11 protein-coding genes are annotated in these 20,813 nt (G+C 72.0%); 5 read left to right on the forward strand and 6 right to left on the reverse strand.

All coding sequences use genetic code 11. The features are described from left to right. Positions 1–21: 21 nt before the first annotated feature. From ACSMX9_RS00380 to ACSMX9_RS00390, 3 genes are read right to left on the reverse strand one after another with little or no spacing between them, the layout of a single operon-like run. Complete coding sequence (locus ACSMX9_RS00380; RefSeq protein ID WP_445398909.1) at positions 22–7,518, reverse strand: hybrid non-ribosomal peptide synthetase/type I polyketide synthase; 7,497 nt, start codon at positions 7,516–7,518, stop codon at positions 22–24. A gap of 50 nt (positions 7,519–7,568) precedes the next feature. Then, positions 7,569–8,756 (reverse strand): FAD-dependent oxidoreductase, encoded by a 1,188-nt coding sequence (locus ACSMX9_RS00385; protein ID WP_445398912.1) that lies wholly within the window; start codon positions 8,754–8,756, stop codon positions 7,569–7,571. After that, positions 8,747–9,952 carry a DegT/DnrJ/EryC1/StrS aminotransferase family protein gene (locus ACSMX9_RS00390; protein WP_445398914.1) on the reverse strand — a complete coding sequence of 402 codons (1,206 nt, stop codon included), beginning with the start codon at positions 9,950–9,952 and terminating at the stop codon, positions 8,747–8,749. Before ACSMX9_RS00390 ends, ACSMX9_RS00385 begins: the two co-directional genes overlap by 10 nt. A gap of 557 nt (positions 9,953–10,509) precedes the next feature. Here ACSMX9_RS00390 and ACSMX9_RS00395 point away from each other — a divergent pair. From ACSMX9_RS00395 to ACSMX9_RS00405, 3 genes are read left to right on the forward strand one after another with little or no spacing between them, the layout of a single operon-like run. Beyond that, complete coding sequence (locus tag ACSMX9_RS00395) at positions 10,510–10,737, forward strand: acyl carrier protein (RefSeq protein WP_445398916.1); 228 nt, start codon at positions 10,510–10,512, stop codon at positions 10,735–10,737. Next, positions 10,734–12,410 (forward strand): (2,3-dihydroxybenzoyl)adenylate synthase, encoded by a 1,677-nt coding sequence (locus ACSMX9_RS00400; RefSeq protein ID WP_445398918.1) that lies wholly within the window; start codon positions 10,734–10,736, stop codon positions 12,408–12,410. The genes ACSMX9_RS00395 and ACSMX9_RS00400 overlap by 4 nt, the downstream gene beginning before the upstream one ends. A 3-nt stretch (positions 12,411–12,413) precedes the next feature. Further along, positions 12,414–13,691, forward strand: coding sequence for a metal-dependent hydrolase family protein (locus ACSMX9_RS00405; protein WP_445398920.1), 1,278 nt, complete (start codon positions 12,414–12,416; stop codon positions 13,689–13,691). 154 nt (positions 13,692–13,845) lie between these two features. On the opposite strand, the gene ACSMX9_RS00410 is transcribed toward ACSMX9_RS00405, so the two are convergent. Next, entirely contained in the window at positions 13,846–15,042 is a 1,197-nt protein-coding gene (locus ACSMX9_RS00410; protein ID WP_445398922.1) for an NAD(P)/FAD-dependent oxidoreductase, read from the reverse strand. Between the two features lie 404 nt (positions 15,043–15,446). Between ACSMX9_RS00410 and ACSMX9_RS00415 the strand changes: the two genes are divergently transcribed. Together ACSMX9_RS00415 and ACSMX9_RS00420 are read left to right on the forward strand one after the other, a co-directional pair. Next, the gene (locus ACSMX9_RS00415; protein ID WP_445398924.1) at positions 15,447–16,478 is read left to right on the forward strand and encodes a phenazine antibiotic biosynthesis protein; all 1,032 of its coding nucleotides are present in this window, start codon (positions 15,447–15,449) and stop codon (positions 16,476–16,478) included. 1 nt (position 16,479) lies between these two features. After that, entirely contained in the window at positions 16,480–17,868 is a 1,389-nt protein-coding gene (locus ACSMX9_RS00420) for an aldehyde dehydrogenase family protein (RefSeq protein WP_445398926.1), read from the forward strand. An 87-nt stretch (positions 17,869–17,955) separates the two neighbouring features. On the opposite strand, the gene ACSMX9_RS00425 is transcribed toward ACSMX9_RS00420, so the two are convergent. Together ACSMX9_RS00425 and ACSMX9_RS00430 are read right to left on the reverse strand one after the other, a co-directional pair. Then, positions 17,956–18,984 carry a methyltransferase gene (locus ACSMX9_RS00425; RefSeq protein ID WP_445398928.1) on the reverse strand — a complete coding sequence of 343 codons (1,029 nt, stop codon included), beginning with the start codon at positions 18,982–18,984 and terminating at the stop codon, positions 17,956–17,958. A 96-nt stretch (positions 18,985–19,080) separates the two neighbouring features. Next, positions 19,081–20,661 (reverse strand): aspartate aminotransferase family protein, encoded by a 1,581-nt coding sequence (locus tag ACSMX9_RS00430; RefSeq protein WP_445398930.1) that lies wholly within the window; start codon positions 20,659–20,661, stop codon positions 19,081–19,083. Between the last annotated feature and the right edge of the window lie 152 nt (positions 20,662–20,813).

Raw genomic sequence — 20,813 nt, forward strand, 5'->3', positions numbered from 1 at the left:
TCCCGTCCGTCTGGTCGCAGGTCACCGCACGTCGTTGAGGAAGTCTTCGAGTTCGTCGTCGTCGAGGCCGGCCAGGGGGAAGTCGGACGGCTCGTAGGACCCCTCCCGGGCGCCGTCGCAGTGTTCGGCGATCGCCTCCAGCGCCTCGGCGAAGGCCTCGGCGAGACGGGTCGGTGCGTCCGCGGGCAGGGAACCGTCCAGGTGCCAGCGGACCCGCAGGGCGCCGTCCACCAGGGCCGCGCTCAGTTCCCCGACCGTCTGCCCGTGCCATCCGGTGGCCCCGGCCACCCCGGCGAAGTCCGCCGGGACGGTGAGCCCGCCCTCGGTGTTCTCCCAGGTCACCAGCTCCCTCACGGTGACCGTCGCGCCGCGCACCGGCTCGGCCTCCGCGGCCCGCAGGCAGGTCTTCACCGCGGGGAGGAAGCGCTCGGGGCGGGTGTCGGGGGCGACCGCGGCCACGGTCCGCAGTTCGGTCACCCGTCCCACCAACTCCCCGGCGGGTTCCTCGCTGGCGTCCGGGTCGGTGCGCAGCGAACGCTCCACCAGGAGCTGCGGCGGTTCGGGCAGCACCCGGCCGAGCGCCACCGCGGCGGCGGCCACCACCACCTCGGTCGGGTCCAGGTGGTGGCTGCCCGCGGCGGCGCCGAGCAGGTGTGCGGTGCGGCTCGCGTCCCAGGCGTCGGTGTGCCCCGGGGACAGCGGGCGCGGAGCCCCGCCGGGCTCGCCGAGTCCCGCGGGGTGCACCGGTTCCCGGCGCAGGCCCCGGTGCCACGCCTCGGGTGAGGCCGCGGCCGTCTCCCACGCCACCGGGTGGCCACCGGCCAGCCGGCGGTGGGCCCGCGCCAACTCCCGGCCCAGCAGGACCACGGACCCGTCGTCCACCACGGCCTGGGCCACCGTGCAGGCCAGCGCGCTGCCCTGCTCGCCGAGCCGGAACACCGCGAGCTTGATCGTCGGCCCGGTCCCGGCGTCCACTTCCGCGGCCATGTCCGCGAGCATCTGCGGCACCGCCTCGGCGCGCACCTGCGCGGGCAGGGCGCTCAGGTCGATCTCGGGCACCTCGGGGTCCTCGCCCCGGTCGGCGCACACCAGGAGCCGCGGTGCGCCCTCGGCGTGCACCCGGGACCGCAGCGCGGCATGCCGGTCGAGCAGGGAGCGCAGCGCCCGGCCCGCCCGTGCCGGGTCGAAGTCGTCCGGCACCTCCCACACCACCGACCCCACCTGGGTGCGCGCCCGTGCCTGGTGCGGGGTGAGCGCCACGGCCGACGCCGTGTCCCCGGCGGCCGGTGCGGTGGGCACGGCCCGGGCCAGTTCGAGGAACGAGGTGCTCTCGAAGAGGTCCTGCGGGCGGAGCGGGACGCCCTCGGCGTTGGCCCGGCCGACGAACTGGACGCCCATGATGGAGTCGCCGCCCAGCTCGAAGAAGTTGTCCCGGGCCCCGGGCCGGTCCACCCCGAGCAAGTCGGCGGCGAGCACCAGCAGGGTGGCCAGGACCCCGGTGTCCTCCTCCGTCTCCGGGGCGCCTGCGCTGCCCGCGCGCTGCGGATCGGGCAGGGCCGAGCGGTCGATCTTGCCGTTGCCGCTCAACGGCATCGCGTCGATGGGCACGAAGTCGGCGGGGGTCATGTAGGAGGGCAACGTGGCGGCGAGGTGGCTCCGCAGCCGGTCGGTGAACTCAGGGTCCTCGCGCAGTTCGGCGGCGGTGGGCACGACGTGGGCGACCAGCCGTTGCTGGGTGCGCGGGCCCCGGGCGGAGACCACGGCGCCCGCGACCTCCGGATGCCCGGTCAGCGCGTGTTCGATCTCGCCCAGCTCGATCCGGTAGCCACCGACCTTGACCTGGAAGTCGTCGCGGCCGAGGAACTCGATGGTCCCGTCCGGCAGGTAGCGCCCGAGGTCGCCGGTGCGGTAGAGCCGCTCCCCCGTCTCCGGGTGCACCGGGAACGACTCGGCGGTGCGCTGCTCGTCGCGCCAGTAGCCCTCGGCCAGGCCCTCGCCGGCGATGTACAGGTGGCCCGGGACCCAGACGGGCGCGGGGCGCATCCGGTCGTTGAGGACGTGGAAGCGCTGGTTGCGCAGCGGACGCCCGTAGGGGATCGACGCCCAGTCGGGGGACACCTCGCCGATCGGGTACGCGATCGACCACACCGCGGCCTCGGTCGCCCCGCCGAGACCGATCACCTCGGTCGAGGGCGCCACCGCCCGCAACCGGTCCGGGAGGGACAGGGCGATCCAGTCCCCGCTCAGCAGGGTCAGCCGCAGCGCGGAGAGCGGGCGGCGGTCCCCGGTCGACTCGACGTGCTCGACCATCATCTGCATCAGCGCGGGCACCGAGTTCCACACCGTCACCCGGTGCCGGTGGCACAGCTCCGCCCACCGGGCCGGGTCGCGGCGGTCCTCGGCGGCGGGGAGCACCACGGCCCCGCCGGCCGCGAGCACCCCGAAGACGTCGAAGACGGAGAGGTCGAAGTTGAGCGCGGACAGGCCCAGCACGCGGTCACCGGCTCGGAGGTCGAACCGCTCCTCGATGTCGACGAGGGTGTTCAGCGCGGCCCGGTGACTGACCGCGACGCCCTTGGGCGTTCCCGTGGAGCCGGAGGTGTAGATGACGTACGCGGTGTCCCCGGGCCGGGCGGGACAGGTCCAGCCCGCCGCGTCCGCCGTGGTCCACGCGGTGTCCCCGGACACCGACAGCACCTGCGGCGCGTTCGGCCAGTGCGCCGCGGCGTCCGGTTCCGCTTCCGCGAGCACGCATCCGATGCCGGCCTGATCCACCAGCCAGCGGCGGCGGGCCTCCGGCAGGTCGGGGTCGAGGGGGACGTAGGTGCAACCGGCCGCGGAGACCGCCAGCGCCGCCACGATCTGGCGCCACCCCTTGGCCAGTCCGATGCCGACCACGGCTCCGCGGCCGAACCCGGCCGCGGTGAGCCTTCCGGCCAGTTCCACCGCCCGGCCGGTCAGTTCGGCGAAGGTGAGCACCCGGTCCTCGGCGATCACGGCCGGTTCGGGGGAACCGGACCGGGCCAGCACCCGGGCCGGCAGCACCCCGTCCGGCACCTCGCCGGCGGTGTCGTTGGCGGCCTCGCGGTGGGCGAGCTGCCCGGCCGGCAGGTCGAGCACCGGGGCCCGGTGCCAGCCCTCGTCCTGGGTCAGCCCCACCACGAAGTCCTGGTACGCCTGGAACATCTCGGCCATCAGCCCGTCCGGGAACAGCCCGTCCACGGCGTGCCAGGCGAGCTCCAGGTGGCCCGCGAACTCCAGCAGGAAGTGGTCGATCGTGACCTGCGGCGTCTGGGAGATGAAGTGGGTCTGTTCGCCGAGCCAGTCGACGGGGGAGGGCGCGGGCTTGCCGTCCACGTCGCTGCCGAGCGCGCTGGTGAACACGACCGGCATGGCGTCGCCCGCTCCCCCGCGCGCCCGGGCCCTCTCGCGCAGGATCCGCACCCCGCTCACGTAGCGGTGCTCGAAGTCGGCCCAGCTCTGGCGCTGCACCTCGGTCACGAGTTCGGCGAAGGTGCCGGCCGACACCGCGTCCACCTCCAGCAGGTCGAAGGAGGCGAACTCGCCGACGAGTCGGTCGACCTCCTCGTGCACCGGCAGCCGGTTCACGGCCGTGAAGTTGAGGGTGAACCGCTGGCTCTTGCTCCAGGTGCCGATGGTCACGGCGAACGCGGCGAGCATGGCGCTGGACGCGGTGACGCCGAACTCGGCCGCCTTCGCCTTGATCCGCCCCCAGGACTCGGCGTCCAACCGGGCGTGCCGGCGCACGAACGCCAACCGTCCCCCGGTGCCGGCGCCCTGCGCGGTGGGCAGTTCGGGAGCCGGCGGCAGGGTGCGGACCCGCTCGCGCCAGTACTCCAGGGCCCGCTCGTAGCGGGGGGTTCCCCGCAGTTCCTCCTCCGCGTGCACGTAGTCCCGGAAGGACAGCGTCAGCGGCGCCGGCTCGTGGTCGGGCTCGTGGTAGGAGTCCCGCCACTGCGGCAGGATCTGGTAGAAGAACGAGGAGACGTCGGCGACCAGCAGGTCGAAGCTGATGTGCACCCGGACGACGTGCTCCGGCAGCAGGCTGACCCGTACCTCCCACAGCGGCCAGACGTCCGCGCGCCGCACTTCGGCGCCCATCCGGTCGCGCAGCGCGGCCAGTTGCCGGTCCGCCTCGCCGGCCGCCGCGTCCCGCAGGTCGAGCACGGCGAACCGGTACGGGGTCGTGTCCGGCAGGACCCGCTGCCGGCCGTCGGGGAGGACGACCATGCGCAGTGCGTCGTGCCGCCCCACCACCCGCTGCCAGGCGCGTTCCAACTGCTGCACGTCGATGGTGCGGCTGTCGAACTCGAAGTACAGGTGCGGTGCCACCCCGCCCATGTCGAAGCTGGACAGGCGTCCGATCCACTGCGCCTGCTGCATCTCGGTGAGCGGGAACGGTTCGAACCGCTGCTCCGGCCGGGGGACGACGGTGGGCAGGCGGTCCCCGGTCCAGGCACCGCCGGCCGCGCGCACCCGCTCGGCCAGCCCGCCCACGGTGGGGGCGGTCAGCAGGGCGCCCATCGGCACCGTGACCCCGGTGGTGGCCTGGAGCCGGTTGAGCACCTGGGTGGCCAACAGCGAGTGGCCGCCGAGTTCGAAGAAGTCGTCCCGGGTGCCGATCGGCGCGATGCCGAAGAGTTCCTCCCACACTCCGGCGATGGTGGTCTCCCACTCGTCGGCCGGCGCCGCGTAGGCGGTGACCAGGGTGCTCGGCCGGGTCGCCCGGACGACGCCCGCCCCCTCGGCCGCCGCCTCTTTGGCGGGTTCGGTGCCGGGCCCAGCGAGGTCCGCCGCGAGGGACCCGTCCGGGGCCGCGCCGCGCGGCTCGATCCAGTACCGCTGGCGCTGGAACGGGTATCCGGGCAGTTCCACCCGCTCGCGGCGGCCCTCGTGCAGGGCGGGCCAGTGCACCGCGCCGCCGAAGAGCCAGAGGTCGCCCAGGGCGGTGCGCAGCACCCGGGCGTCGTCGACGGACTCGTCCGGCCTGCGCATGGTGGTGACGGCGGCGGCCCGCGGGCCGTCGGGCCGGCCGCAGGCCCGGGCCAGGGTGCTCAGCGTGTTGCCGGGTCCCACCTCGACCAGCACGGCGGGCCGGTCCGCGACCGCGGTGCGGACCGCGTCGGCGAAGCGGACCGGGCGACGCATGTGGCTGCCCCAGTACTCCGGGTCCGTCGCCAGTTCGGTGGTGACGGGCTCCCCGGTGATGCAGGAGACGAAGGGAAGGCCGGGGGCGGCGAGCGGGGCCTCGGCGACCGCGCGGGTGAAGGGCTCCACGACCGGGTCCATCATGGCGGAGTGGAAGGCGTGCGAGGTGTGCAGCGGGCGGACGGCGACCTCCGCGGCGGCCAGCCGGGCGGCCAGTTCGGCCACGGCCTCGTGCGGCCCGGAGGCCACGCACAGGGCGGGCGCGTTGACGGCGGCGATGGACACCCCGGGCGGGAGGAGGGGCTCGACCTCCGTCGCGGGTGCCGCGACGGAGAGCATGGCTCCGGTGGGCTGCTCCTGCATCAGGGTGCCCCGAAGGGCGACCAGACGCGCCGCGTCGGGCAGCGAGAGGACTCCGGAGAGGCAGGCCGCGGTGAACTCGCCGACGCTGTGCCCCACCATGACGTCCGGTTCGACGCCCCAGGACATCAGCAGCCGGGCCAGCGCGTACTCGGTGGCGAACAGGGCGGGTTGTGCCAGTGCGGTCCGGGTCAGGCCGTCCGCGGCGGGTTCCTCGGGGTAGAGCACGGTGCGCAGGTCCAGGCCGAGCGGCTCGGCCAGCAGCCGTGCGCACTCGTCCACGGCTGCGGCGAAGACGGGTTCGCCCGTGTAGAGCCCGCGGCTCATGCCCGGGTACTGGGCGCCCTGTCCGGGGAAGAGGAACACCACCTTCGCCGGGTTGCGGCCCGCGTCGGCGCTGCGCACCCGCCCCGGGTCGGAGCCGGCCAGCAGCGCCGCCGCCTCGGCCGTGTCCGCGGCCAGCACCGCGCGCCGGTAGCGCATCGCCCCGCGCCCCGTCTGGAGGGTGTGCGCGACATCGGCCAGCGGGGTCCGTTCGAGTGCGGCGAGTCGGTGGGAGACGCCTCGGGCGGCCTCGTCCAGCGCCTCCGGTGACGCGGCCGAGAGCACCACCAGGTGCGGGTGGTCGGGGGTGGGTGCCGGGGGGTCGGGGGTCGGCTCCGGTGCCTCCTCCAGCACCACGTGCGCATTGGTTCCACCGATGCCGAAGGAGCTGACCCCGATGCGGCGGGGGAACGCGTCCTGCTGCCAGGGGCGCAACTGCGCGTTGACGAAGAACGGTGTCGACGGGAAGTCGATGCGCGGGTTGGGCTGCTGGAAGTGGAGACTGGGCACCAGGGTGCGGTGGTGCAGTTGGAGCACCGCCTTGATGAAGCTGGCGATGCCCGCCGCCGACTCCAGGTGCCCGATGTTGGACTTGACCGAGCCGACGGCACAGAACTGGGTGTCCGTGGTGTGCCGGCCGAAGGCCCTGGCGAGTGCCGTGATCTCGATCGGGTCGCCCACCCGGGTGCCCGTGCCGTGCGCTTCGACGGCGGTGATCGAACGGGCGGGCACCCCGCTGTCGGTGAGGGCCGCGGCGACCACCGCCTCCTGCCCGAGCACGCTCGGAGCGGTGTAGCCGACCTTGTCGTCGCCGTCGTTGTTCACCGCGGAGCCCTTGATCACGGCGAGTACCCGGTCGCCGTCGCGCCGGGCGTCGGCGAGCCGCTTGAGCACCACCACGCCGACTCCGTTGCCGAAGACCGTGCCCGCGCCGTCCGCGTCGAACGGACGGCAGTGCCCGTCCGGCGAGTAGATCAGGCCCTGCTCGTAGCGGTATCCGACGCGGTGCGGCACCCGTACGCACACCCCGCCGGCGAGGGCGAGCGCGCAGGTGCCCGAGCGCAGTGCCGAGACCGCCTGGTGGACCGCCACCAGGGAGGTGGAGCAGGCGGTCTGCACGGTGACCGCGGGGCCGGTGAGTCCGAGCTTGTGGGCGGTGCGGCTGGCCAGGTAGTCCTTGTCGTTGTGGATCTGGAGTTCGAACATCGTGGAGTCGAGCACGATCCGATGTCCACCGAGCAGGTTGGACATCAGATAGGCGGGCATGTTCGCTCCCGCGAACACTCCGGTGGTGCCGCAGCGTGCCGGGTCGATCCCGGCGTGTTCCATCGCGTGCCACGCGCTCTCCAGGAAGAGCCGCTGCTGCGGATCGAGGAGCGCCGCCTCCCGTGCGGTGAAGCCGAAGAACCCGGCGTCGAAGAGGTCGATCCCTTCGAGCGTCGGTGCGGCGGCGACGTAGTCCCGCCCGCCGACGAGCTCCTCGTCGAGCCCTTCTGCGCGCAGGTCCTCATCGGTCAGCGGCTCGATCGACTCGACGCCGGAACGCAGGTTGTGCCAGAAGGCGTCGAGGTCGGGGGCGCCGGGGAAGCGGCCCGCCATCCCGACGACGGCGATGTCGGGATCGCCGTCTGGACGGGCACCCGGAGCGGGGGCAGCGGAAGTCACGCGGGGGTCTCCTTTTCAGAGGAAGCCATCGGCCGGGCGGCACGGATGGGTCAGGGGCGGGTCGGCCGGGGCAGGGCCAGGCGGTCCACGTCGTAGGTGGTCGCACCGTCCAGGCACAGTTCGCCGCAGACCTTGCCCAGCAGCGGTACGAACTTGAACCCCCACCCACCGGTGGCGATCACCACGTTCTCGCCGCCGGTGAAGCGGCCTTCCGCCGTGCCGAGGAAGAACTGCCGCTCGGGGTCGGCGGGGAGCACGGCGAGACAGGCGCCCCGCACCAGCGGGCGCGGGTCCACCAGCGGCAGGTGCCGTTCGACCCAGTCGCAGGCCCTGGTCACGTGACGGGGGTCGGGGGCGCCGGTCGCCCGCTCGGGCTCGGAGAGCGCGTTCACCTCGAACACGGGGCCGATCCGGACGAGGTCGGTGTCCTGCCAGGAGTTCGGGGGGAACCCGTAGAACAGGTTGGTGTCCTCCTCGGTCGGTTCCTGGAAGACGAACCAGAACGGATAACGGGCCCGGGGGTCGCGCTGTCGCAGGGTCACCAGCGCCATCTCGAACACGTTGAGGTCCAGTCGGGTGCCGAGCGGCTCCAACAGCCTGTTGGCGTAAGGGCCGTTCGCGAGGACGACCTTGTCCGCCCGGCACCAGCCGCGCGAGGTGCGCAGCCGCACGCCGTCGGTGTCGGGAACCAGTTCCTGCACCGGTTCCCCCGCACGCAGCGCGCACCGAGCCCCGGTGAGCTTGAGCAGGCCCGACACCGTGGCGCGCACGTCCACCGCTCCGCCGTCGGGCTGCACGAAGCCCTCGAAGTGCCGGGGCAGGTGGGCGAATCCGTATCGGCGTTCGATGTCCGAGGCGGTGAGCCACTCGTAGGGGATGGACAGTTGGTCCATCGTCCGCGCGGTCTCCGAGATCTTCCCCTCGTTGGTGGCCACGTCGACGTCGCCGAACCAGAGGCTGCCGAATGCATGCAGCAACGTTTCCCCGCTGGCCCGTTCGAGGTCCCGCCAGAGCGGCAGGGCCTCACCGGTCAGCCGGCACAGGTCCGGTTCGGTGTACTGCAACCGCCAGTGGCGCTCCGCGCCGCTCGTGCCGGACCTCTCGTTGCCGAACTCGAACTGCTCGAAGACCGCGACGCGCGCCCCGCGCCGGACGGCGTGCCACGCCGAGGCGAGCCCGACCGGGCCGCCGCCGACCACGACGACGTCGTAGTGCTCCGCTTCGGACACTAGGTCCATCCCTTCGTCTTGCGTGCCGTTCCCGCCTCGATCGGGGTCCCCCGGACCTCCTCGCGCAGGACGGCGTCCACGGCGGACGCCAGTCGGTCGACCTGCCGGTCGGTCATTCCGGGATGACACGGCAGGTTCACCTGTTGCTCGAACCACATGCGCTCGGCCACCGGGCACTCGCCGAGGTCGTGGCCCATGGCCCGCCACTCGGAGAGCAGGTGCAGCGGGAAGTAGCGCAGTTGCATCTGCACGCCGAGGGCGTCGAGTCGGGAGACCAGCCGGTCCCGCATGATGCCGCTGGCCGGGTCGACGAAGAACGTGTAGAGGTGGTGCGCGTTGCGGACCCCCTCGGTTCCCCGCTGCATCCGCACGCCGGGGAACTGCGTGAGCACCTCGGTGTAGGTGCGGGCGATCTCCGCCCGCCTCCCGACCAGTTCGTCCATTCTGAGCAGTTGCACGGTGCCCACGGCCGCGTTGGGCTCCGCGAGCGTGGCGTTCGTACCGCCGTAGCGGATCGTTCCGCAGCCGTGGGTGAAGGCCAGACCCGGGTGCATCATCCAGGGGTGGGCGCTGGTGCGCTCCGCGATGGGCCGCACCTGTTCGTGGTACACCGCGTCGGCCTCGTTGGAGCGGATGCGGTCCACCCGCTCGGCGAGCGCCCCATCGAACAACGTGATCATGCCACCCTCGCCGAGGGTGGTGATGTTCTTGCTGGAGTGGAAGCTGAAGCAGCCGATGTCCGCCAGCGCCCCGGGTTTGCGACCGCGGTACTCCGAGCCCAGCGCGTGGGCGCAGTCCTCGATCACCGTGATGCCGTGGCGGCGGGCGATCGCCGTGACGGCGTCCATGTCGCAGGGCAGCCCGCCGTAGTGCACCAGGATCACCGCCCTGGTGCGGCTGGTGATCAGCGATTCGAAATGCTGGGGGTCGAGGTTCAGCGACCCCGGTTCGACATCGCAGAAACGCACCTTCACCGGATAGTTGAGCAGGGGTTGCACACTGGCCTTGTAGGTCTGCGGAGTGGCGATGACCTCGTCACCGGCGCGCAGGTCGAGCAGGCGGATGGCGATCTCCAGCGCCACCGTCCCGCTCGTCACCGACAGGGCGTGCGGAACGCCGAGGTACTCGCCGAAGCTCCGTTCGAACTCTTCGCGGCATCGCCCCCCTGACAGGTTGTCACCGGAGTTGACCAGCTGGGCCAGCACACCGATTTCCTGCTCTCCGAGCACGGACCCGAGCTGCGGGTAAGGAATTGCGTACGAATGCTCCACCGTCCACCTCCAAGGCCCCGACCGCCTGAACACCACACAATCCGAGAAATCGGATACCGATGCGACTCATCCGATGAAGTATCGCCCTGGAGACCAGGACGAATTTACGCAACCGCCTTCACGCTCCGCAGTCTTGCGATATTTGTCCGGCACAACCTCAGAGTCTCAAGTCGCGCCACCATCGGGAATACACCGGTGGGTCTAATGCCGTTCTAGACCCAGGGTCTACCCCTGTGGAACCAATGACGGATGGTGACTCGGATTAACCGAGTTCTCCCGAACGGGCATCCAGGTGACCCTACTGATCTGGCACTCTCGACCGGTGTTCGCACTCGCATGGAAAGACTAGGACCCGCGTACTAGACCATTGTCACCTCTGAAGTCCTCGATTAGCCTCGGCCTGCATCGTTGTAGCCCGACTCCGCCGGCAATGAGGAAAGACACCGAATCCGATCTTCGCCATCCGAAAACGAGGGGCAATCGCCGTGTCCGTGGACGTACTCAAAGAGCTGTTGGTCGATATCGGTATCGCAGAGACGAGACTGGACCAGATCCAACCGGACACGCGCCTCCGCGCCGACCTGGGACTCAGTTCCCTCGAAACCACGGACCTGGAGATCCAGTTGCGCGAGCGGTACGACGTCCGGATCAACCTCTGGGACCAGGTGGACTACTCGGTCGGCCAGTTGGCCGACGGAATCCGGGAGACGCCCCGATGAGCCCGCTGGACGCCCGGCCGCTCGACCCGGACGTGCCCGTCGTCGACCGGCGACGGGCCGCCTGCTACGTGCACGACGGGCTGTGGTCCACGGAGCGCGTCGCGGACCTCCTGCGCACGGCGCGCCTGCGCTCCCCCGACCACTGCGCCGTGGTCAGCGGCGCGACCCGGTTGTCCCACGGCGCCCTGCACACGGCGGTCACCGTGGCCGGACAGCGGTTGACGGGACTCGGCGTCCGCCCGGGTGACCGGGTGGTGGTGCAACTGCCGAACTGCACGGAGTTCCTCGTCCTGGTCCTGGCCCTGCTCGACATCGGGGCCCCGCCGGTCCTGGTCCTGCCCGGCTTCGGCGGCTACGAGCTGGCCCACGTGGTGCGGTCGGCGCGGCCGGTCGCGCTCGCGGTGGGGGCACCGGGCGGACCGACCGGCGCCGTGGGGTCGGCTCGACGGCTGCGCGAGGAGCACGCGTTCCTGGAACACCTGTTGTCCCTCGGCGACCCCACGACCGACGGGGTCGACCTCGCGGCGCTCTGCGACCCGCACGCGCCGTGGCACTCCGAGACCGCCGTCACGTCACCCGCCGCACCGCGCCCCGGTCCGGACGACGCCGCGGTCTTCCTGCTCTCCGGCGGCACCACCGGCCCGCCGAAGGTGATCCCCCGGGGGAACGCGGGCTACGCGTACATGATCCGCACCGCCTGCGACCTCGCCGAGGTCTCCGCGGACACGGTCTGCCTCGCGGTGATGCCGGCCGCGCACGGCTTCATCCTGAACTGTCCCGGCGTGCTCGGCACCCTGGCCGTGGGGGGCACAGTGGTCCTCGGCGACCCCACCGACCCGCGGCGGTCCTTCGAGTTGATCGAGCGCGAGCGCGTCACCCACTGCGCGCTGGTGCCCACCGTGGCGATGCAGTGGCTCGCCGCCGCGGCGGAGACCGACGCCGACCTCAGCAGCCTGCGGGTGCTCCAGATCGGCGGCGCCCGCCCCACCCCGGAACTGGCGCGCCGGATCGGGCCCGGGTTGGGCGCCGCCCTCCAGCAGTGCTACGGCATGAGCGAGGGCCTGCTCTGCTACACCAGGCTCACCGACCCCGGCGCCGTCATCGTCGAGACCCAGGGCCGCCCGGCCTCCCCGCAGGACGAGGTGTTGATCGTGGACGAACAGGGGCGACCGGTGCCGGACGGCACCGCGGGCGAGCTCCTGACCCGGGGCCCGTACACCGTCGCGGGGTACTACCGGGATCCCGCGGCCACGGCGAAGGCGTTCACGGCGGATGGCTTCTACCGGACGGGCGACGTGGCGACCCGGACGGCCGGCGGCGACCTCGTGGTCAACGGCCGGGTCCGCGACATCATCAACCGTGGCGGCGAGAAGATCCCCGCCGAGGACCTGGAGGTGATGGCGGCACGGCACCCCACCGTGCAGGCGGTCGCCGCTGTCGGGGCGCCGCACGAGATGTTCGGCGAGGTCGTGTGCCTGTACGTGGTCCCGGCGCCCGGACAGCGTCCCTCGCTGCTGGAGCTCCGCCGGTTCCTGCGCGAACTCGGTCTGGCCCCGTACAAGTTGCCCGAGTCGATGGAGGTCGTGAGCGCCCTGCCGACGACCGCCATCGGAAAGATCGACAAGAAGGCGCTCCGTGCGGATGTCGCACGGCGCACGGCTGCGGAGGCATAGCACGTGAAACACCGCATCGACGCGGACCTCCTGGTCCCCGGCTCCGGCGGGCCCACGGTCAACGGCACCGTGGTGCACGCGGGGGGCCGCATCCTGTACGCCGGACCGACGGCCGAGCTGAGCGACGAGGACCGGGCGTTGACACCGACGCGGGTGGTCGCCCTGCTCCCGGGCCTGTGGGACTGCCACGTCCACTTCGCCGGGGTCCGCGGGCGGGTGAGCACCGAGGAACTGATGCTCACCCCCGAGGCCCTGGCGGTCGCCCGCAGCGTCAAGGATGCCGAGACGGCGCTGCGGGCGGGGTTCACCAGCCTGCGCGACCTCGGCGGTTACGGCTGCGTGCTGGCGGAAGCCGTCCGGGAGGGCACCTTCGTCGGCCCCCGCATCTACAGCGCGAACCAGGTCATCGGACAGACCGGCGGCCACACCGACGTGCACCGGTTGCCGCTGCGCTGGGTGACCGACCCCTGTCGGTCCGGTGGCACGCTCTGCATCGCGGACGGCGTGGACGAGTGCGTCCGGGCCGTGCGTCGCCAACTGAGGGCGGGGGCCGAGGTGATCAAGGTCTGTACCTCGGGCGGTGTGCTCAGCGAGGTGGACAATCCGGTCCACCAGCAGTACCGCAGCGAGGAACTGCGCGCGATCGTCACCGAGGCGGCGCGGGCGGAGCGGGTCGTCGCGGCGCACTGCCACGGTCGGGCCGGCATCCTCGCCGCGATCGACGCCGGCTGCCACACCGTCGAGCACGGCACCGAACTCGACGAGGAGTGCGCCGACCGCATGGTCGAGCGCGACATGATGCTCGTGCCCACCCGCACCATCTACGAGGCGTTGCGGCACAACGTGTCCGCGCTGCCACCGCGTTGGCGGGACCGCTTCGACGCCATGGCGGAACGGCACCACAGGTCGATCGGCCTGGCACACCGCCGTGGGGTCCGTCTCGCCCTGGGCACCGATCTGGGCACCAGCGACCGTGACGGGCCGCTCTCCTGGGGCCGGCACGGGAGCGAGTTCGCCCATCTGGTCGAGGCGGGGCTGAGTCCGTTGGAGGCCGTCGAGGCGGCCACCGCGCACGGGCCGGCGACCCTGGGGCCCCGGGGGCCCCGCTCCGGTCGCCTCGCCCCCGGGTACGACGCCGACCTCCTGGCCGTGGACACCGACCCCCTGGCCGAGATCGCGGTGCTGGCCGATCCGCACCGCCTCACCCACGTGTGGAAGTCCGGGGAACTCGTCCACCGCCGTTCCACCGCCCCGGGCGACACCTCCGACCGGTCCTGCTGAACGGATCGCGCCGCCGTGTCCGTACCCACCCGGTACGGACACGGCGGCGTCCACGCGTGCCGACGGGCCGGCGGGCGGTCGTGGCTGCACGCACCGCCCGCCGGCCGTCGTTGCGCCCGCGGCGGCGCCGCGAACGGAACGGACCGCCCCGCGCTCAGGCCGTCCGGGAGACGCTCCAGTCCGAGACGAACTGCTCCATCGAGGTCACGCCCGCATTGACCTGCGCGAAGGCGTCCATGGCCGGCTGGTTCCCCGCGATGCCCGCCAGGAGTTCGTCGAATTCCGGGGGGGCTGGCTCCAGCCCCGAGACCTGCAAGGTGAACTCGTAGACGGGTCGGGCGTGCTGGTCGCGCAGCCTCTGGTAGGCGGCCATCGCGGTGTCGAACGGTTGCCGCCCGGACAGCGCCCCGTCCACGGCGTCGGCGCAGAGCTCGGCGGAGAGGAACGCGTCGCTGATGCCCTGGGCGGTGAAGAAGTCCTTGCAGTAGCCGGCGTCGCCGACCAGGACCCAGCCGGGGCCGAAGGGCTCCCGGAAGAAGTTCGGCAGGGCCGCGCCGACCACGCGCGACTCGCGCCGGGCCGCACGGATCCGCTGCGCCCACGCCGGCGCCAGCTCGAAGTTCCCGAGGTAGTTGCCCTCGATGTCCTTCCGCACCTCGTCGAACTCGGCGAACGGCCAGCAACCGCCCACCAGGGTCAGGCCGTCGTGGGTCGGCCAGGCCCCGAACGCGCGGTGCGGCCGGGAGTGGGCCAGGAAGACGCCGTCCATCTCCAGCCCGCTGAAGTAGCTGTAGTAGCCGCACATCAGGCGCGGGTGCTCGTGGTACCGCCGGGCGCCCACCGCGCGGGCGACCGAGGAGTGCAGTCCGTCCGCACCGATCACCAGGCGGGCGCGCTCGGTGACCGTCGGGCCGTCGGACTCCCGCCCCCGTACGCCGACCACCCGGCCTTCCTCGAAGAGGACCTCCGAGACGGTGAAGCCCTCGCGGACCTCCGCGCCCGCCGCCCCCGCCGCGTCCAGCAGCATCTTGTCCAGCACGATCCGGCGGGGCGCGTACGCCACCGGCTCCGCGGTGGTGCCCGGACCTCCCGAGAGGACCAACGGACCGAAGTCGAACGCGTACGTGTGGATGGGAGGGCATCCGGTGAACACCAGAGCGTCCAGCAGGCCCCACCGGCGCAGGGCCGCGACCCCCGGTGGATGGACCAGGTGCGTCGAGACCGTGTCGCTGGGGAAGGTCGCCCGGTCCACCACCAGAACCCGGTACCCCCTCCTCGCCAACAGCATCGCGGTGGGCGACCCCGCGCAGCGGGCGCCCACGACGATCGCGTCGTAGCCGCTTCCCCTCATCTGCCGCTCCTTTCCCGCACTCGTGTGCCGTTCTCCGCACGTACGACGGCCACCGTTCGGAGAACCCACCGCCGAACGGGACGACACGGCAGAGTAGGCACGCCCGCGGAGCGACGGCAATAAGACTAGATCCACGGTTGTAAAACCAAGCAGTCCATTGGATGACACATCAGCCCTAGCCCGGCGAGTATGCGTCCTTGTACCTTCGGAAGGACTGTGGAGGCAGTGCAGCCACGCGTGTTCTTCGGCACGCCACTTTCCTACGGCTCCGCCGTCCACGCCCATTTCAGCCGACCGTGGAACATGAATTCCCGAGGAGCAAGGAAATGAATCCATCCGCTGCGTCCGCCCTCGACACCTCATGGGACAGCCCCCCGGAAGCACCGGAGCTCATTCAAGAGGCAATGGCCTGGCACTTCGATCCCAGGACGGGTTCTCCGTTCTGGCAGGAGCAGGCGAAGAGCCTGGATTTCGATCCGCGCAAGGACGTGCGGTCGGTGGCGGACCTGTCCTTGTTCCCCCATGTCGTCGACGAGTTGCGGAACGTCCGGTTGGAAGACCTGGTGCCGCGCGGCTACGGCCCCCTGGAGGCGTTGCCGACCCCGCCGGTGGTCGGGGAGAGCGGCGGTACGACCGGCGCGCCGAAGCGGGTGTTCGTCCTGCCCGACGTCCGGGAACAGTCCTGGGCCTGGTACTACCACCGCCTCGTGGAACACGGGATCGCCACGGGTGACAACTGGCTCGGCGTCATGCCGGCCGGACCGCACATGGCCGGCATCCTGGCCCAGGACACCGCGCAGCGCTTCGGCGGCATCTTCTACACCCTCGACTTCGACCCCCGTTGGGCGAAACTCGTCATCGGCCGCGGCGCCGTCGACGAGATGAAGGGGTACGTCACCCATCTGGTCAACCAGGTCGAATGGATCCTCCAGAGCCAGGACATCCGCGTGATGGTCATCACGCCGCCGCTGATCGAGGCGGTCTGCCAACGGAGTCATCTGGTGGACCTGATCAACGCGAAGGTGAACACCGTCATCTACGGTGGCACCTCGATGGACGAGGACACCCGTCACCTGCTGCGCACCGAGGTCTTTCCCCGGGTGAACTTCGTCAGCATCTTCGGCAGCACGATGATCTTCTGTGCGATGCCGGAGCGTCCCGGAGCGCCGGCCGGTGAGTCCCCTGTGTTCGACCCGCCCTCCCCGTTCTCCATGTTCTCGGTGATCGATCCCGCCACCGGGCGGAACGTCCCGTACGGGGAGCGGGGCCAGATGGTCACGCACCACATCACGCGCAACCTCTTCCTCCCCAACAACCTGGACCGGGACACCGGCATCCGGCATCCGCACCGCCTCGGCTACCCGGGCGACGCGGTGTCGGAGATCAAGCCCGTGCGGGAGTTCGGTGACACCGCCGTGATCGAGGGGGTCTACTGACGTGTCGAGCGCGTCCCCCGCGCTGACGGACCTCCACGCGCTGGGTGCGGGCGGACCGTACCGCAGTCGCAACCTCGACGTCGTCCTGGACGTCACCGGCCGACCGGTGGCCGAACTGAGCCTCGTGCCCTGGCTGTTCGCCCAACGCACCCTCCAGGCGCTGCGCACCGCGGTCCCGCCGGACCCGGCGCGCCGCGCCAAACTCCTCACCAGGGCCGGCTGGCTCTTCGCGAGCGGCTCCGTGGACGGCGTCTCCCCCGACGTCCACCACCGCACCGTGGCCTCGGTGTCCGGCCTGCCCGTCTCCCTGGTGCGGGAGGTGACCCGGCAGGTCGGTGACTACGCGGCCACCGCCCACGACAGCGTGCGTCAGGCGCGCCCCGTCGGCGCCGCCGACAGTTGGCGCGACCACCGCGTACGGCAGGGCTCCGGGGTCTGGACCCGGCGCGGCGAGGTCCTGGTGTGCCATGCGCCGGCCAACTCCCCCGTGGTGCACACGGCGTGGTTGGACGCCCTGGCCCTCGGCTACCGGGTGGCGATCCGCCCCTCGCAGCGGGAGCCCTTCACCGCGCACCGACTCGTCACCGCATTGCGGCAGGTGGGCTACGACAACGACCAGGTGGCCCTGCTGCCCACCGACCATCCGACGGCGGACCGGTTGGTCGGCGAGGCGGACCTGGCCCTCGTCTTCGGCGGCGAGGAGGTGGTCCGCGCGTACGGGTCCGGCACCCTGGTGATGCCCTTCGGGCCCGGTCGGTCGAAGATCCTGCTCACCGCCGGTGCCGATCCGGCCCGGCACTTGGACGTCCTCGCGGAGTCCGTCGCCGGACATGCCGGAACGGGGTGCGTCAACGCCACCGCGGTGTTCGTGGAGGGCGATCCCGCGCCCGTCGCCGCGGCGATCGCCGAGCGGCTGGCCGTACTGCCCTCGCTCCCCCCGGGCGACGAGGCCGCCCGGTTGCCGGTCCGCCGCAGCGCCGTCGCGCACGCGGTGGACCAGCAGTTGCGGGCCCGGGCCGGCACCGCACGGCCGGTGCTGGGTGCGGACGGGATCGTCGAGGAACTCGGCGACGGTTCGGCGGTGCTGCGCCCGGCGGTGTTCCTGCTGGACCGTGCGGACGCTCCGCAGGCCCGCGTCGAGATGGGGTTCCCCTGTGTGTGGGTGGCGCCGTGGCGGCGCTCCGGCGACTGGTTGGCCCCCTTGCGCCACACCCTGTCGTTGACCGCCTTCACCGACGACGCGGAACTCATCGGTGCGCTGGTGGCCGAGCCGACCATCGACAAGGTGCACATCGGCGACCGCCCGACCACCTGGACCCGCCCCGGGCTCCCGCACCAGGGCTACCTCGGCGAGTTCCTGATGCGGACCAAGGCGGTCGTCGTCGACTGATCGCCCGCCGTCCCGCCCGGACGGACGGTGGCCGTGTTCCCGAGGGCCTCCCCGGGAGCACGGCCACCGTCCGTCCGGTTCCGGCTCCTACGGTGCGACGGCCTCGATCATGTGCAGGGAGGAGTCCACCGGCCGCACCCGCCGAACGGTCAGCCCGGCCCGCTCGACGATCTCCAACAGCCCCGCCCGGGTGTGCTTCTGGCCGCCGATGACCAGGAGCATCCGCAGGTCCATCGCCGAGGCGAGGGCCCGTCCCTCCCCGTCGCCGTCGACGAAGTCGTCCACGATGACCATCCGGGCCCCCGGCGGAGCCGATGCCACCGCGTTGCGCAGGATCCGCACCGAGGCGTCCGCGTCCACCCCCAGAATGTTCTTGAACAGGTAGACGTCGGCCCGGACGGAGACCTCCCGGAGGCAGTCGCCGGGGACCAGGTGCACCCGGTCGGCCAGCTCACCGCCCGGACGGAGCCGGGCGTCCGCGTCGGCCACCACCCCGGGCAGGTCCAGCAGGTACCCGAGCGCTCGGGGGTGACGCTCCAGGAGGGTGCGCAGAACCAGCCCCTGGCCGCCGCCGACGTCGGCGATCGTGTCGGTGCCGGCGAGGGGGATCATGTCGGCGAGGGTCATCGCGGACAGTCTGGCCTGCTGGGTCATGGCCCGGTCGAACACCCCGGCCGACTCCGGCCACTGCGTGTGCAGTTGCTCGTAGAACCGCCGCCCGTACGCGTCGCTGAACACCTCGCTCCCGGTGCGCACCGACTCGTCGAGCCGGCCCCAGAGCGACCACAGCCACGGCTCGGTGCACCACAGCACCAGGTGCTTCAGGCTGTTCGGGGAGTCCTCCCGCAGGGCGCGGGAGGACTCGGTGTGGACGAAGGAGCCCTTGCCGTCCTCGGCGAACACCCCGTGGGAGGTGAGCGCCCGCAGGAGCCGCCGCAGGGCCGTCGGGTGCGCGCCGACCGCCGACGCGAGGTCCTCGGCCGTCGCCGGCGCCTCGCCGAGGGCCTCGGGCAGGCCCAGGGTCACGGCCGCGCGCACGGCGGCCGCGCGGGCGGCGCCCAGCGCGTGCTCCAACAGTCCCCCCACCGGGGAACCGGTCGTTCCGGCACTGCTCATCGGAAGACACCTCTCTGTCCGTGCGGCCGTGGTGGGCGACCACCGGTTCGGGACCGGGCGCGCCGACCGTTCGATGGGTTCCGTTCCCCCGCGTCCTCAGCGGACGAGGCGGTGTCCCTCCTGGTGCCGGAGGATCGCGCAGACGTCGCGCAGGGCCGCTCCCGTCCGGGCGATGTCCTCGTCCGTCAGATGGACGGACGGTTCGAACCGCACCGAGTTCCCCGCGGGTCCGACCGGGAGCACCCGGATGCGGTGCTCGCGCAGGACGTAGCCCGCGATGACGTACCCGAGCGTGCCGGCCCGCGCCGGCTCCCCGATGGGGTCCGAGGACGCCTGTGACTGGTCGGTGAACTCCAGTCCGAGCATCAGGCCGATGCCCTCGACGGCGTCCACCACGTCCGGGAACTCCGCGCGGACGGATTCGAGGACCTCCCGCAGCCTGTCCCCCCGCTCGGCGGCCCTCGCGTACGCCCGGCCGCCCTCGGCCTCCAGCATGTCCAGCACCTTCCGGGCCAGGGCGCCGGAGAACCCGTCCTTGGCGAAGGTGGAACTGTGGATCACTTCGAACTCCGGGCGGAACCGGTCCCGGTGGAAGAGCGCCACCGAGTTCTTGGCGATGCCGCCGCCGAGGCTCTTGGCCAGTGTGTAGTAGTCGCCCCGCAGCCCCATGTGCGAACTGGCGAAGAAGGCGCCCGTCCGACCCATGCCGCTGTGGATCTCGTCCACGACCAAGGGGCATCCGACCTCGTCGCACACGGCCCTGATCGCGCGTGCGGACGCTTCGGTGAGGGGGCGCATGCCGTTGGCCCCCTGCACCGGCTCCACGAAGAAGGCGCCGATCACCGGGTAGTCCCGCGCCACCGCGTTCACCACGCCGTCGTCCAGCACGACGTCCCACAGGCTTTCGCGCACGCCCTCGACGGCGGCCTTCATGGCCTCCGGCCGGTCCGGGGGCAGGAAGACGGTCGACGGACCCAACGAAGCGAAGGGAACCCGCCACACGGGGTTCCGGGTGAGTTGCACACTGGCGACGAGCTTTCCGTGGAAGGCGTGCTCCAGGGCCAGGTAGACGGGACCCCTGGCGAGCAGGGCGGCATTGCGGCGCTCGACCTCCGCGATCAGTGCCTCCCCGGGGTCGAGGCCGTCGCCCGACTGCTCCGGACGCACCTGCGGGTCCTCGCCCACGGTCGCCCGGCCCTCGCGCAACGCCTGCCGCGCCGCCTCGATGTGGGCGTCGACCTCCTGGACGAGCTTCGCCACCCGGGCCTGACGCTCCAGTTCCGCGTGCTTCATGCAGATCTCGATGGCCTCGGCACCGCTGTTGGCGAAGATCGCCGCGTACCCCGGTCCGGTGTCCGGGACCTCCCGGCGCAGAATCGCGTTCAGCATCGCGGCGAGGTCCTGGGCGTGGGACTGCCGGGACAGTTGGGCGAACACCGGAATTTGCCGGTCCAGGACGCTCTTCGCATGCTCCACGATCTCCGGGTCGTGGTGACCGAATATCAGTGCCCCGAAGCCGCACACATGGTCGAGGACGGCGACCTCCTGCCCGTCCCCGTCCGTGAAGTACAGGGTGTTGCCTTCCGCCCGGGTGTATTCGATTCCGAGTCCCATTCCGTCGAGCCAGTCGTTCAGTACCCGGTCCGCAAAGACCTGCTCGTCCAACGGACGGCTCATGACTTCGCCCCTTTCGCGATCGCCGAAGCCCCGCGTCGAACACGCCAGCGTTCTTCCGTCGTGCGGGATGACGGACCCTACAGTCGCAACTCACTCAACGACAACGGCTTAGATCCACGGGTTTAGCCGGCCTCAAACCTTCGTCGATGTTT

Source organism: Streptomyces sp. LE64 (assembly GCF_052606915.1).

Coding starts and splice junctions, on each gene's coding strand:
- ACSMX9_RS00415 (WP_445398924.1), top strand. CDS start 15,447: ATGGCCTGGCACTTCGATCCCAGGACGGGTTCTCCGTTCTGGCAGGAG.
- ACSMX9_RS00400 (WP_445398918.1), top strand. CDS start 10,734: ATGAGCCCGCTGGACGCCCGGCCGCTCGACCCGGACGTGCCCGTCGTC.
- ACSMX9_RS00425 (WP_445398928.1), bottom strand. CDS start 18,984: ATGAGCAGTGCCGGAACGACCGGTTCCCCGGTGGGGGGACTGTTGGAG.
- ACSMX9_RS00430 (WP_445398930.1), bottom strand. CDS start 20,661: ATGAGCCGTCCGTTGGACGAGCAGGTCTTTGCGGACCGGGTACTGAAC.
- ACSMX9_RS00385 (WP_445398912.1), bottom strand. CDS start 8,756: ATGGACCTAGTGTCCGAAGCGGAGCACTACGACGTCGTCGTGGTCGGC.
- ACSMX9_RS00410 (WP_445398922.1), bottom strand. CDS start 15,042: ATGAGGGGAAGCGGCTACGACGCGATCGTCGTGGGCGCCCGCTGCGCG.